Source organism: Microcoleus sp. T3_A4, from assembly GCF_036700465.1.
In the GTDB taxonomy this organism is placed as follows: domain Bacteria; phylum Cyanobacteriota; class Cyanobacteriia; order Cyanobacteriales; family Microcoleaceae; genus Microcoleus.
Window position 1 is genome coordinate 101,282 of sequence record NZ_JAUBOY010000024.1, and the last position, 13,146, is coordinate 114,427.

At 46.6% G+C, this 13,146-nt stretch carries 15 protein-coding genes; 3 read left to right on the forward strand and 12 right to left on the reverse strand.

Going from position 1 to position 13,146, the window contains the following annotated elements:
• The first annotated feature begins 105 nt into the window (after nt 1–105).
• Nucleotides 106–249 (forward strand): chlorophyll a/b-binding protein, encoded by a 144-nt coding sequence (locus QUA07_RS15330; RefSeq protein WP_333082210.1) that lies wholly within the window; start codon nt 106–108, stop codon nt 247–249.
• A gap of 192 nt (nt 250–441) precedes the next feature.
• Here QUA07_RS15330 and QUA07_RS15335 read toward each other — a convergent pair whose 3' ends face one another.
• The 5 genes from QUA07_RS15335 to QUA07_RS15355 all read right to left on the reverse strand — a co-directional run bounded on the left by QUA07_RS15335 (nt 442) and on the right by QUA07_RS15355 (nt 7,378).
• Nucleotides 442–657 carry a hypothetical protein gene (locus tag QUA07_RS15335; RefSeq protein ID WP_333082212.1) on the reverse strand — a complete coding sequence of 72 codons (216 nt, stop codon included), beginning with the start codon at nt 655–657 and terminating at the stop codon, nt 442–444.
• 106 nt (nt 658–763) lie between these two features.
• Nucleotides 764–982, reverse strand: a complete 219-nt coding sequence (locus QUA07_RS15340; protein WP_333326488.1) for a hypothetical protein — start codon at nt 980–982, stop codon at nt 764–766.
• Nucleotides 983–1,444: 462 nt separating this feature from the next.
• Nucleotides 1,445–1,837 carry a response regulator gene (locus QUA07_RS15345; protein ID WP_242715629.1) on the reverse strand — a complete coding sequence of 131 codons (393 nt, stop codon included), beginning with the start codon at nt 1,835–1,837 and terminating at the stop codon, nt 1,445–1,447.
• 359 nt (nt 1,838–2,196) lie between these two features.
• Complete coding sequence (locus QUA07_RS15350) at nt 2,197–4,764, reverse strand: PAS domain S-box protein (protein WP_333326490.1); 2,568 nt, start codon at nt 4,762–4,764, stop codon at nt 2,197–2,199.
• 367 nt (nt 4,765–5,131) lie between these two features.
• Entirely contained in the window at nt 5,132–7,378 is a 2,247-nt protein-coding gene (locus tag QUA07_RS15355; RefSeq protein WP_333326492.1) for a glycoside hydrolase, read from the reverse strand.
• Between the two features lie 81 nt (nt 7,379–7,459).
• On the opposite strand from QUA07_RS15355, the gene QUA07_RS15360 reads away from it, so the two are divergent.
• Nucleotides 7,460–7,585, forward strand: coding sequence for a hypothetical protein (locus QUA07_RS15360; protein ID WP_333326494.1), 126 nt, complete (start codon nt 7,460–7,462; stop codon nt 7,583–7,585).
• Here the strand turns inward: QUA07_RS15360 and QUA07_RS15365 are convergent, their stop codons facing one another.
• Both QUA07_RS15365 and QUA07_RS15370 read right to left on the reverse strand, forming a co-directional pair.
• On the reverse strand, nt 7,586–7,822 hold the full coding sequence (locus tag QUA07_RS15365; RefSeq protein WP_006632519.1) for a NifU family protein: 237 nt from the start codon (nt 7,820–7,822) through the stop codon (nt 7,586–7,588).
• A 279-nt stretch (nt 7,823–8,101) separates the two neighbouring features.
• Nucleotides 8,102–8,752: a DUF3386 domain-containing protein gene (locus QUA07_RS15370; RefSeq protein ID WP_333167621.1), complete on the reverse strand. Its 651-nt coding sequence runs from the start codon at nt 8,750–8,752 to the stop codon at nt 8,102–8,104.
• Nucleotides 8,753–9,072: 320 nt separating this feature from the next.
• Here QUA07_RS15370 and QUA07_RS15375 point away from each other — a divergent pair, with 320 nt between their 5' ends.
• Complete coding sequence (locus QUA07_RS15375) at nt 9,073–10,611, forward strand: PAS domain S-box protein (RefSeq protein ID WP_333326496.1); 1,539 nt, start codon at nt 9,073–9,075, stop codon at nt 10,609–10,611.
• Nucleotides 10,612–11,017: 406 nt separating this feature from the next.
• Here QUA07_RS15375 and QUA07_RS15380 read toward each other — a convergent pair whose 3' ends face one another.
• The 5 genes from QUA07_RS15380 to QUA07_RS30065 form a co-directional block, all read right to left on the reverse strand.
• Nucleotides 11,018–11,827 (reverse strand): GAF domain-containing protein, encoded by an 810-nt coding sequence (locus tag QUA07_RS15380; protein WP_333326499.1) that lies wholly within the window; start codon nt 11,825–11,827, stop codon nt 11,018–11,020.
• A gap of 316 nt (nt 11,828–12,143) precedes the next feature.
• Complete coding sequence (locus QUA07_RS30050; protein WP_445242795.1) at nt 12,144–12,395, reverse strand: zinc ribbon domain-containing protein; 252 nt, start codon at nt 12,393–12,395, stop codon at nt 12,144–12,146.
• Between the two features lie 95 nt (nt 12,396–12,490).
• Nucleotides 12,491–12,718: a transposase gene (locus tag QUA07_RS30055; protein ID WP_445242794.1), complete on the reverse strand. Its 228-nt coding sequence runs from the start codon at nt 12,716–12,718 to the stop codon at nt 12,491–12,493.
• The gene (locus tag QUA07_RS30060; RefSeq protein WP_445242793.1) at nt 12,670–12,807 is read right to left on the reverse strand and encodes a hypothetical protein; all 138 of its coding nucleotides are present in this window, start codon (nt 12,805–12,807) and stop codon (nt 12,670–12,672) included. Before QUA07_RS30060 ends, QUA07_RS30055 begins: the two co-directional genes overlap by 49 nt.
• 134 nt (nt 12,808–12,941) lie before the next feature.
• Entirely contained in the window at nt 12,942–13,031 is a 90-nt protein-coding gene (locus tag QUA07_RS30065; protein WP_333384499.1) for a hypothetical protein, read from the reverse strand.
• Between the last annotated feature and the right edge of the window lie 115 nt (nt 13,032–13,146).

Consider the following 13,146-nt stretch of genomic DNA (forward strand, 5'->3'; position numbering starts at 1 on the left):
CTGATCTCCGGCATTTGAACAGTCAATGTAAAAATATGTTGCAAACTTTGTACTGCTGTGTTAAGTTTAGTTACATAAGGTTGAAATTAAACGAGGTTTCTGGTCATGGAAAACAAAAACGCAAAAGTTGGCTTCACTGAGTTTGCTGAAACCTGGAACGGCCGTTTGGCAATGTTGGGCTTCGTTATCGGCTTAGCTACCGAATTCCTCACCGGTCAAGGCATTCTCTCTCAAATCGGTTTGATGTAATCAGCTTAACTGCATACAATAGCTGAAATTCAGGCGATCGACCCCATCACAAGTGCAAAAGCCCCCCCGCTAATAAGTCCCCTTCACTTCACACCGAAGGGGCTTTTGCATTTTTTATCCAAAAATCCCACAGAGGGCACAAACAAAAATCTTTTCTGTCTCAATATTTATCGCCAGACTAACTCCAGCAAACTAAGCAATTCCTACGGAATCCAAAATCCTCAATTTAGGAGTCAAATTCGCAACCTTCACCAAACCGTCGCGTTTGTGAGTGCGGGCGCTGTTACTACGTAAAATCATCTCCGACAGATCCGGCATTTCCTGCCAGCAGTGCGAGCAGAACCAATAAACGCGATTGTGGCGAGCGTGGCGGAGCAATTGAGAGGAGCAACAAGGGCAACTATTCATGATATTTTAAACCTTTTTTGAAGATATGGAGCGATAACCCAATCATTAGAGAGATTCACGAATGCCTGCACTTCTCAATTCCAGGCACAAAAATAAAAAATCTTTTTCACTCACAGCTTTGAGTGTCGCGCAAGTAGCACTTTTGGAGGCCCAACAGTAACACCACAATCAAAAGCTGAACGCTCCAAGGAGCCCAAGAGAAACCCCAAATAAAACAACCGAGCCCGGCCCAAGCCACAAGAACAAAAATATCTTGAGAGGTTTGCCAGTAAACCCAGACTGCTGCCAGAGAAACTATTAGTAGCAAAATGTAAGCTGAGGGCATAGTCGTCTTCTCCCAATGTGTCTGCCAACAGTCAGGAGCGATCCCTGACGTTCTGCTTAAACATAAAACTAAAACCTGAAGAACTTATGAAGACGAGTGAGTTGTTACAAAAAGTAAAATAATCCTGCTAGCTTATATTTTCCCGATACATCAGTAGGAATACTGTTCTCATGGCTGAGGCCGAATTCGGTTAAATGAACTCACTACCCATAGGGATTTAGGCATCCCTAATTGGTATCAACTTCACCCCAATACCAACAGGGTTGAAACTGATACCCCACTGAGGTTTTTAGTCTTAAGCTGACAGGACGAAAGGTACGGCGCCTAAGTCGCTACATATATCCTGTCCGATCGCCCCGATTGGATCTAATGAACCATACCAAAGAAACCAAGTTTTTTTAACTCTCTTTGCCTGCAAAACTACTGCTTGAAAAGCTGCACAATTCAATGCGCGCGATCGATCTATTCTTGCTCCCAGCCCAAAGCCTCAGCGACCTGAGCGGCCAAAAACATCGGTTCAAAAGGCTTAGCAATCACGCTCACCACCCCCAAATCCGCGAACATCCGCCTGTCCCCAGCCAGAGCCTTAGCCGTTAATAAAATTACCGGAATGTGCTGCGTAGCATTATTAGCTTGTAACTGTAAAAAAGTAGTAGGCCCGTCTTGGTCGGGCATCATCACGTCCAATAGAATAGCATCAGGCTGTTCGGCAAGAGCCTTAGCAACACCCTCGCGACCCGAACTCGCTGTTAGGACTTCCCAGCCCCCCACCAGTTCAAGACTGACTTGAGCTACTTCCCGAATATCTTCCGCATCGTCAATAACCAAGATGCGCTTGGCAGTCAAAATTAACATTTTTTTATGAATGAGAACTGATCATAGATTAGAGGCGAAATGTGAATATTTTGTAAAGCAAATTATCTTACCCGATCGGACTGTACAGTAAATTTTCAAAACTGTATAGCAAATGTTGAAGGAAGAAGGAACAAGGAAGGCCTAAGTTGCCATCGACAGCCAGGGTTTCAACTAAGATCGTCCTAACCGTCTGGCGCAGTTGCTGTACAATATCCCACCCAAAAATAGCCGCTTTTCGACCTCAAATTGTGCTTTTTGCCCCCAGTCCCCAAACTGCAGAAAAGGCTGAGATTGTTTATCGATGACTCGATCGAACAATCTGCACAAAATCAGTAACTTTGGGTACACCTGCGTAGAAATTAACTTTCAGTTGCCAGCCCCTCCGTCAGAAGTGGCAGACTTAAGAAAAAAGTGCTGCCCTCCCCCACAAAGCTCTCCACCCACATCCGCCCCCCGTGCTGCTGCACGATACTGCGACAAATAGCCAGCCCCAAACCAGTACCTCCCTTCTGGCGAGAATCAGAAGCATCAACTTGTTGAAAGCGTTCAAAAACCATCTCCAGCTTGTCTGGCGGAATACCCCGCCCTTGGTCTTTCACAGCAATCACGATGTACCACGAGCTCGGAACTGGCAAATGCGGAGGCGCGGCGGCAGGCTCAGGAGATAACAAAGACGGAGACGACACCAACTTGTGCGCTGCTTTTTCTGCCACATCCAGATTGTGGGTCAACTCCCCACTCAGCCAAACCGTAGCGCCGGAGGGAGAAAATTTTATAGCATTACTGAGTAAATTTGTCAAGGCTTGAATTAGCCGATCGGGAACAGCTTGCAATTGCGCCCCCACAGGCTTCACCGACAGAGTAACTCCCGCCTGCTGAGCCATTCCCTGCATCTCGTCAGCCGCCTGCAACATCAGCTCAGCCACATTGCAAGTTTGTTTGATGACAGTGCTGTAACTCGACTCCATCCGCTCTAAATCCAGGATGTCGTTGACCAACCGCACCAAGCGGTCAGTATTAGTGACAGCAATCTCCAGCATCCGCTTAGCTTTCTGGGGGTAAGCGTCCAGCAGACCGCTGTTGAGGAGGCCGAGGGCGCCGTGAATTGAGGTCATGGGCGTCCGCAGTTCGTGGCTGACAACAGAGATAAATTCATCTTTCATGCGCTCGACGGCAAGCCGCTCCGTGATATCTTTAAAATTCACCACAGCTCCAATAATTTCGCCTTCTTCTCGCATCGGAGCGACAACGTACTCAACCGGAAAACTGCTGCCGTCTCGCCGCCAAAAAATCTCATCGGTGACGCGCCGCGCCTCTCCGTCTTCCAAGGTGGCTAAAATTTGAGAACTTACCCGGTTCGGCAGCAGTTTGCCCGCCTGCTGTGCGGCGCAGTGTGGGACAAGTTCAGAGCCTGAATTGATGTTTGTTGCAGGTGACAGTTGCTTGATGGCCCTTGAGCATTCTTCCTGTGCACGGTGTAAGCTTTCATAGAGTGGTCGATCAATCAATTGCTTCGATTCACACCCAGCCATTCTCACCGCCGCAGGATTGACAAAAGTTACTTTTCCCTCTTTGTTCAACCCGCAAATTCCTTCTCCTGCGGAGAACAAAATCATTTCTGTTTGGTGACGGAGTTGTTCAAAGGCTTTTTCGACTCGCTTGCTGTCGCTGATGTCGCGAGAGATTGTCGAAACCCCCGTTACCGCTCCAGTGGCGTCTTTAATCGGAGAAATCGTCAGGGAGACATCTATCTGTTGACCATCTTTCCGCAAGTGTACGGTTTCGTAATGGTCGATGCTGGCTCCCGCCCTAATATTTTCCAATATTTGAGGCATTTCCTTGGGTCGTTCGGGTATGGCTAAAATCTCGATCGACTGGCCCTTGATTTCCGCAGCACAGTAGCCGTAAATCTTCTCTGCTCCTGAGTTCCAGCTCTGAATTGTCCCCGCGAGGGTTTTGCCGACGATGCCGTCGTCTGAAGACTCAACAATCGACGCCAAGCGCACGAGTTCGTCTCTAGTTTGCTTGTGTTCGGTAATGTCGCGACCCAAAATCACTATACTTTTGCGTCTCCCGTCGGGGTGAAATACGGGTACTTTAATCACGTCGTAGATTTTCACAGTACCGTTTGAGCGGAGAATCACTTCTTCTCCCCTAGAAAGCTCGCCTTTTTCCCACGCTTCTCTATCGCTGACCTCGCACGCCTGTAGGGCCTCGCGGTAAAAACTGCTGAGTTCTCCTAGTTGAGAATCTTTGAGACCGCGGTAGTCTATTTTTTCTAGGTCGAACACTTCCAAAATCGCTTGATTTGCCTCCAGCCACCTGCCCTCGCCATCTTTGAAGCACACAATATCTGGCATGGCATTGATCAGCGAGTTGAGATAGGAGTTTTCTCGCAGTGCAGTTTCTACCTCCGCCCGCTTGGCGATTTCCCGTTGCAGGTTTTCGTTTGCCGTTTGCAGCGAGTCCTTTAACAAACTTTCTGTAAAATTCCGTTCTTTAATTACTTCTTGAAGTCTGTGGAGTTCTACCGACAGTCGCCTGCGGGCCAACAAATTCTCTACCCGCAAGTGCAGTTGGGTGGGTTCGACAGGACTTACTATCACCTCGTCTATTCTGCGTTCGAGTTGTTTGATCTGCTGCGAAAATGGCTGCTCAGCAAGAGCAGGCGTTTGGGATTTACTAACCAGCAAGAACGGTAAAAATATCGGTTCGGCGGCAGTTTTTAATGCTTCTACCAGCGGCCCGATGCGATCGAAATTTGCCTCGTCGAGAATGCACAAGTCAAAAGCGATTGGGGGAATGGGAAATTCGGAGTTGGGATCTAAAGCGCGATCGAGTACGATCACCTCATGCTCGGTGTTGAGGTGGGCGATCGGCAAATTAAGTTGTTGGTGGCGATCGACCAATAGTAAAATGCGGCTCATGAGTTTGTTAATTTGCCCATGCCTAATGATATGATGTGCGGTAAATTAAGTATTCGTTAGTAGTGAGGGCTAAAGTCCTATTTTTTATGAGGATTGAAGCCCTCACTACCCACAAGTTTTATAGCGCTAGATCGACCGGACGCGATCCGAATGATGAAGGCATTAGGCAGCCAGAGTAGAAGCCCCTATTCAATAATAATTGATAATTATTTAATTGTTTGTTCCTTCAAACAAGGGCTAATGACTAATGACTGTTGAATGACTGTTGGCGGGGGCGGGTTTATATGTATTTGGGTTAGCAGTTCTACTTTGCTCGTGAAACCCGCCCCTACACCCTAATGACTAAGGACTAATGACTAATGACTTTTTACGGCATTCCGATCGGAATCAAAGAATCGAACGGCATACAGCTAGAGTAACGACTCCCTTCCGATAAAACCGCAATCAGCCTCACCTGCCAGTCGGGCATAATCTGCAAATCCGCCCAGGGCACTGCTACCTCCAAACATTTATCCACTCCCACTTGGGCGCGGCTAATGCGGGGCTGCCACTCATCCCCATCTTCTGCTTCCTGAAACCAAATCGATTTCGTCAGCAAATTAATCTCTAACTGATGGTGGTATCTATAGTTTAGCGGTGCTTCGTCAGGCAAACCCAACAGCGGAATCAGACTGTTGTTCATCGTGCGATCGGGATAAAACCAGAACAAATTTAACTGCTGCGGGCAATCAATTCCCGGCCGCACCCCTACCTTGAAGTCGGCACGAATGTAAAAATTCAAGTGGTCAACCCCGTACCAAAGGCGCTGAATTGCCGAACTCCGGTGCATCGTACCCCTTGCTCCCCCAACTTCAATCCGGCCGGCTTTGTCCCAATCCTGTTCGTTGCCGATACCGTCAATCACCGGGTGAATAAAGCTCAGCGGCAGGTGGTCGCCTTGAACCTCGTGCACCTCTACTTGCCGTCGCACTTCTGGGGGTACGGGCTCGCCGAGAGCTTCGTAAATTCCCGCTACGTGTTCCCGAAATAGCTGGTCGAACATAGCATCTTGGTTCGACGTGTGGCCTTCGCCAAACCACCAGAACCAGTCGGAACCTTCGGCAGCGTAAAGCGCTTCCCAAGCTTCTGGGTTGTTTTCTTCTGTGGCCTCTGGATGGTTTGCCAGCATTTGTCTCGCAGGCCCTAACAAGTCCCAAGCGCGATTTTTCGCGGGATCGCCGATCCAAGTTGTGAGGGAACCGTCTACCCAGGAACCAGTGTGCAGTTGGGCTGCGGGAATTGTTTCGGTTGCTGGGAATTTGTCGAGAAATTCCGAGACTGTGACTAATTTGATATCTGGATTGTCGCTGAGAGTTTGATAGAGGGATTCTAAGAACGGTTTACCGTCTTGGGGATAGAATTCCCAGCAATTTTCGCCGTCTAGGGCGATCGTCACTAACCAGGGATTTTCTAAAGCGGTTTGACCGTCGGGTTGTCGGTGTTTGAGAGTTCTGCCGATCGCTTCTAAGTGTCCCACTAAATCTGATGCTGCTTTTTCCGGTTCCATCGAACCGTAAGTAAACCCAATCAAGTCGGACAATCTGTGGTCTCTAAATACTATGGCTAAATCGCCGTCAGGAGTTTCTAAACGGTAAGGGCGATATAAGAATTCTGGTTCGTAGACATTCCCTGTCGCGTCGCGGTGGAAAAAGTGTTTAATTGTCCACCCCAATACTGCTTCGTCCGAGACTATCCATTTAAAGCCTTGTTTGGCAATGTAGGGCAAAATTTCCGGGCTAACTGCTTGTTCCGACGGCCACAAACCGCGCGGTTGGCAATCAAACCGGTCTTCATACATTTCCCAGGCTTTTCTCAGGTGTCGGGGAATATCTTCTGCCCACTGAAACCGGTGTTGTGGCAGCGTCATGTTGGGAATAGCTATGCGGCCGCCATTAGTGTCGGCAAGCAGCGGTAAAATCGGGTGCGTGTAGGGGGTTGTGGAGACTTCCAACTGTCCCTCAGCTTGCATTTTACGGTGCTGGGGAATGATGCGAGCGAGGATTTCTTTTTGTTTTGAGTAGATGTTTTTTCTGTCTACCAAACTAAAATTTTGTCCTTGTTTTAGCCACCCTGCAATATCGGGGTCGTCCCAAAACAGCGGGTCAATCCAAGCTAAATTGTGCCAAGCCAGCAAGTCGCTAAAATCCTGCAATTTCCAGTTTTCCAAACACCACTGAATGCCTTTTTCCTGCCGCTGAGTGTAGAGTTGAGCGTAGCGGGGGTGCGGCTGAATCAGAGTGTGGTAATTGGCGTCAAAAAAGTGTTCTAAAATGAACTCTTGTTCTGGGAGGGTTAAAATTTCTGCTGACTTTAATGTCACCGTCAAGTAAGGGTCTAATGCTTTGTCTGCGATGCAGTCTTCTATCTGCAAAATCAAGGATGGAACCAAGTTTACGGTTTGATGCAGTTTGGGATATTTTGCCAGCATTAGCACTAAATCCAAGTAGTCTTTGACTCCGTGCAAGCGCACCCAAGGCAGTCGGTACTGGGCGGCTCCTGCGCTAGCTGATACTCTGGATTTATAGAGCGGTTGGTGTTGGTGCCAAATGAAGGCTACATAAAGGGGGTGAGACATTGCATTTAGTAATTGGTAATTGGTAATTGGTAATTGGTAATTGGTAATTGGTAATTGGTAATTAAATTGGGTAATTGGTAATTGGCAATTAAATTGGGTAATTGGCAACAGTCAACGGGTAATTGGCAACTGTCAACCGTCAACCGTCAACCGTCAACCGTCAACTGCCAACTACCAATTGCCAACTACCAATTGCCAACTGACTAATTACATTACCTGTTCGACTTCAGCAATTTCTGGGATAGCCTCGCGCAGGCGACGTTCAATGCCCATTCTCAGAGTCATTGTAGAACTCGGACAAGAGCCACAAGCTCCTTGCAGTCTCAGGTGTACCACGGGGCCGTCAATTTCTACGAGTTCGACGTTGCCACCGTCGGATATCAGGTAGGGGCGCATTTCATCGAGAACTGTTTCGACGTTATCTCTGGTTAGTGCTAGTGTCATATTTCGCCTCTGTGATGATTTATTGCAGTTGATGAAAGTTCGATTTGACTCAAGGACAGCATTCTCAACCGCGCGAGATTTAAGAAACCGGGTTTCTTGAAAAAAGACTTGCGTACTCAGATGAGCTGGCTGCCGTAAACCCGGTTTCTGTCACGCTGATGCTCGATCTGAATTCGCTCTCTCGTTCGATCGTAGCGTTACTTGCCGCCAAATCAAGTTGATTCTGATACGTTAATCAAAAAAACCCGTTTTATTTAAGAAATCGGGTTTTTGATCGCGCTACACTACTGCTGGTTCTAGCAGTTTGACATTGGAGTAGTTGAACTCGGTTGTTGTCAATTGACCTTTTTCTTTGGCTCGAACTACTTGCTTGGTCATGACATAATAGTCGCCTATCTTGTCAAAGGTATCTTCAAATTCGAGTTCTTTGATGATTTCGTCGGTTTGAGGGTTGCGGAAAACGGCATCGTAGTGGCTGGCCAAAGAACCTTCGGGTGTCTCTAAGCTTTTGTGCGTGTCAATTACGAAAGCCATGCGGCCCATCACCCGGCTGACTTGACAAATTGAGAGACCTCGGATTTTATAATTCGATCCCATTGAGTCGCCTTGCACCAAGATGTCCACAGCGTCGGTGCTGTCTTTCTCGCCCAGGGTGAAGCTATTTTTGCCGTGAGATTTTTCAAATGTCGAGCGTTTGCGGTGGGTGACAATATCGCGCATTTGGGTGTAGACGCTTTGCTGCACTTCCTCATCTTCAATGCCACTGACTTCCACGCTCATGTCGGGTTTGATGGAAACATGACCCGTATATACTTCGTCGCCCTGTTTGAGTTCAATATCGGCACTGTAACCGGGAAAATTGGCATCCCAGGTATAGCGGTGTTCGTAAGCAGCGCGAAACAAATCGCGAGCGTTGGCTTGCTCTGTCATAAATCCCTCTTTCTCTTGACACCCATCTAGTTTAGCTTAACCGCGAGAAGCCCTACATTCACTGGGTAGGGGAGTTACCCGCACTCCTGGCGAGCACTTCTTGGGGGTGCGGCTGGGCTGGCAATTAGGGCGCAACAAGAATTTACTTTCTCTATCGGTTGCTATGATTTGAAGAGAAAGTCCCAAAATGCCTGGTTATTGAGAGCGCGATTGGTCGATCGCCAGACACCAGTCTTAGTTATGGGTTATGTTGAAAAAACTTGTGTCCGCTTTTTAGGGGTTGCACCCGCAGGCAACTATTAGATTCCCCCCTTAATAAAATGCTAGAAACTGTCTACAAACACTTAGAAACATTGCAGGAACAAGCTAGGGAATTGCCACACCCCCAACAGGCAATTTTTACAAAAATTTTGGAAGATTTATCAAATTCTCTACAAGAAATGGCAGGCAGTCGCTTGTTTGAAAGCGCCACAAATAACGCCGCAAAGCTGGTTGACCTTGAAAAAAATAATCGCCTATTGGAACGCACTGTAGCCCAGCAAGTAGGGCAAATTAGACAGTTACGGGAGCAGTTGGAAAAACAAATCAGCCAGCATCGCAGGGACAATCAAGCATTAACTAAAAGTGAAGCCAAACTGCAAGCTATGCTGCGTAATTCTCCGGATCTAATTAGCATTATTGGCTCCGACGGACGAGTTCGATACCACAGCGGATCTCTACAGCGGCTTTTGGGTTACAATCCCGAAGAAAGAATTGGCAAATTTCACGGCGAGTTAATCCATCCAGACGATTTGCTGGCTTGGCAGACGTATTTTGGTAAGTTGTTAGAAGCTCCCGGAATTGGGGGGACAATTGAATATCGGAAACGCCATGCTGACGGTTCTTGGATCTACATGGAGTCGATAGGTAACAGTTTGCTTTACGATTCTAGCGTGCAGGGAATTATAATTAATTCGCGGGAAATAGGGGAACGAAAGCAAGCGGAAATTGCAGTCCGAGAGTCGGAACTCCACTACAGAGTTATGTCGCAAATTACTTCGGATTTTGCCTATTCTTTTAAGGGGCAGCCCGACGGCAAGTTCGCCTGCGAGTGGGCGACAGAAGCTTTTGAGCGCTGCACCGGTTGCGTTCCTGAAGAATTAGAATCGTTTGGTTGGTGGAACTCGGAACTCGTTCATCCCGACGACAGGGAAATGTTAATTAAACAGTTAGAAGGCTGTACTTTCAGCCGCACTGGAGCTAATGAGTATCGCATTATTAATCAAAAAGGCGAGGTGCGCTGGGTGCGGGACTACTGGCAAGTGGTGTGGGACAAAACTGCTGAACGGGTTGTCCGTTTGTGGGGTGCTTGTCAGGAAATTACCGATCGCAAGCAAGTAGAATTGAAACTGCAACTCGTTAACCAAGTTTTGCAAGCCCAGATAGCATCGGCGCCGCTGGCAATTAACTGTACCAGCAATGACGGGAATACCGTTGTTTGGAACCGCGCCGCCGAACAACTTTTTGGCTGGACTGCGGCTGAGGTTTTAGGGAAACCTTTACCGAATATTCCTGAAGGCCAAAAGCAAGATTTTTACGCGCTGCTAAAGTCTGCGTCTAATGGCAAACCGCAAAACGGTTTGGAAATATCTTTGTTGAAAAAAGATGGTAGTTCGATCGATGTTTGGCTTTGGGCCGCACGTGTGCGAGATGCGGGCGGCCAGACTGTCGGCAGTATCAACATATTTTCTAATCTTTCAGAACGCAAGCGCATAGAGGAAGAGCGCCAAAAACTAGCAGCGATGAAAGATATGGAGGAACCTTTTTGGGCGCGCTATGTCAGCCCTCCAAAAACTCCGAAAAAAAAGGGCGGCGGGTAATTCTATCAAGCACAAGTTAAAAGCATTAAAAGTGCAAAAGTGTAATCTTATGCTTGCAATATCCTTTCCGGTCAAATAACCTATTTGATGTGAGTCGTTCGAGCGGACATAATATGATAAATACACCGCGCTAAGCTGTTGTGCATTTAAATAGGGTGTGAGGATTTGGTGAAAGGGAACAGGAAATGGGAAACGGGGAACAGACAATATGTAATTTAAATGCTCGACAGCTTACTACGTGTAGTAGTTGCTATGCTGTACTGTGTAAAACTATAATTCCCTAAAAATAATTGATGAACCAGCTATCGAATTTAGTGAGGGAATCTATCGATAAAGTGTCCGGTTTTTCCTGGTAAAACTTGTGGAAACGTAAATATTAGATTTGTTAAATACGCCACTAGAAGGTTTACTGATGCCCCGATTTTTCCTGACTCCTGAAAGTGGCTAACTCTGCGTGAGTTTGGCAAGCTTCACTTAACTCAATGTAATCTAAGATATTGGAAATTACCTGAGAAAGATGAATAGCTGAACGGTGAGCTTCTTGGATAAAATCTCTCTCCTCTATGGGATCGTCAGCTTGGTCGTCTATGGTTAGTTGTAGATAGCCGATGATGTGATTTAGGGGAGTGCGGAGCTCGTGGGACGCCTTCAACAAAAATTGCTTTTTGAGCTGGGATAGTCCTTGTACTCGCTTGGTGCGCTCTTGGTAGAGGGTAGCAAGGGCGATCGCACTTCCTACTTGCTCGGCAAGTTCTTGTGCGAATTCGATCTGGGATTGAGTCCAAGGTTGATCGGTCTTACCCTTTCCCGACGATCGACTTTTGCACTGATGCAAGCTAATTATGCCGTTAGGTTGCTCTTGGTAAGCGGTAGCCACCACTAGCAGCGACTGCGGCCCAAAAGAGTCATTGGCTGCAAAGGACTCTACTACCACCGGTTCGAGGGTGGCTAGAGCTTGAAGGAAATGAGGTGCTGCTGTGAGCGAGATTTCCATTCCCAGCATGGGTAAAAATGGTTCTTGGCAGTATTCAGCAGCTACTTTGACTTGCAGGCTAGAACTTTCATAGGGACAAAGGATACAGCGGCTGACGCCTAGTGTTTCTCCCAGACTGTTAACTGTTTGCTGCCAGATAGTATTGAGATCCAATGTTCGACGAATATTTCTGCCAATTTGGAGTAAAAGCTTTTGCGATTGAGCTGATATTTGCTGATTCATAGCAACCCTTTTTCTACTAGACTGGCAAAAGTTTACCACTCCGGCAACAGAGCAGGGAGTTACTGAATTTGCCAGCCTGCCGCTGTCCGACTTATTGATTACGTAATTCTACTTAAATATTGCCACAGACAGTCAAACATTACTAAGTATTTGCGGTGTCTTTACAAGATCTTTATGATTTTCACATAGAACGGAGAGCGTCCTGTTTTCGTGAACTACCCAGCGCTGACATAAAGGTACAGCGTGAGCTTCTGACTTCAACGGGGATTGCGTCAACTTAGACTTGCGTCCCCGTCTCGGACTCACATCCCCTCCTCTACTCAGCAGTCCTGCTTCCCAAGACTGATAGCATTCTGAGTCCTTCTGCTCTAATATTTGCTGAAGCGTTGCCATCTCTATCGTGATGGGTACCACAACTAGGACAAGTCCATGCCCTAACATCTAATGGCATTTCACTCACCTGATAGTGGCAGTTTGAACAGAGTTTCGAGCTAAGGAAGCATCGGTCAATCTCTACCAACACTTTACCTTCACGGTCTAGTTTGTACTGCAAGAAATTGACAAACATCCTCCAACCTAGATCAGAAATTGCTCTCTTCTAGTTTGTGCTTACGAACCATGCCCTTTGTGTTGAGACTTTCGACTACGATGACTTGGTGATCGTCAACAAGCTTTCAAGGGTAGCTTATGTAAGTAGTCTTGACGGACATTGCTAATTCGTTCGTGAACCCTAGCAACCAGTTTCCTGGCTTTATTTCTAGACTTGCTTCTTTTCTCCTTTCGGGCTAGTTTTTGCTGCTTTTTTTTCAGGTTGCGTTCATGTTTTGCTAAGAAATAAAAAATTAATAACTTGATTGATGATTGAGTTGAGGTACGGCTCGAGAATTCCATCTGGGTAAATATTCATCAAAAGCAATTTTCATATTGAGTTTGAAATCATCAGTCACCTCTCGACCAATTTTATAGATTTTATCTGCCACATTTACAACTACAGATAGACCATCGTTAGTTAGTGTGAGTTTTTTCCATGAGACTCTTGACTAAATCTAGACTTGTAAAAAATACTCCTGGCTCAGGTTTGGTAATATGAGGGAAGAGTCGATGTTTAATGGAATTATAATTTAGAGCTATAGGGATGATAATGAGCAATTTTGAGCTCAATTCCGATTTGATCTACTAACTTTTGTAGATCTTGTTTAAAGATATAATGATTAGCATTATTGCTGCCGCCACCATCACACTTATAGTAATTTCAAATAAATGTGAGACAAATGCAAGATGATGTAAAATTAAGAAAAATTGTTAACTCGGAGCCGAAA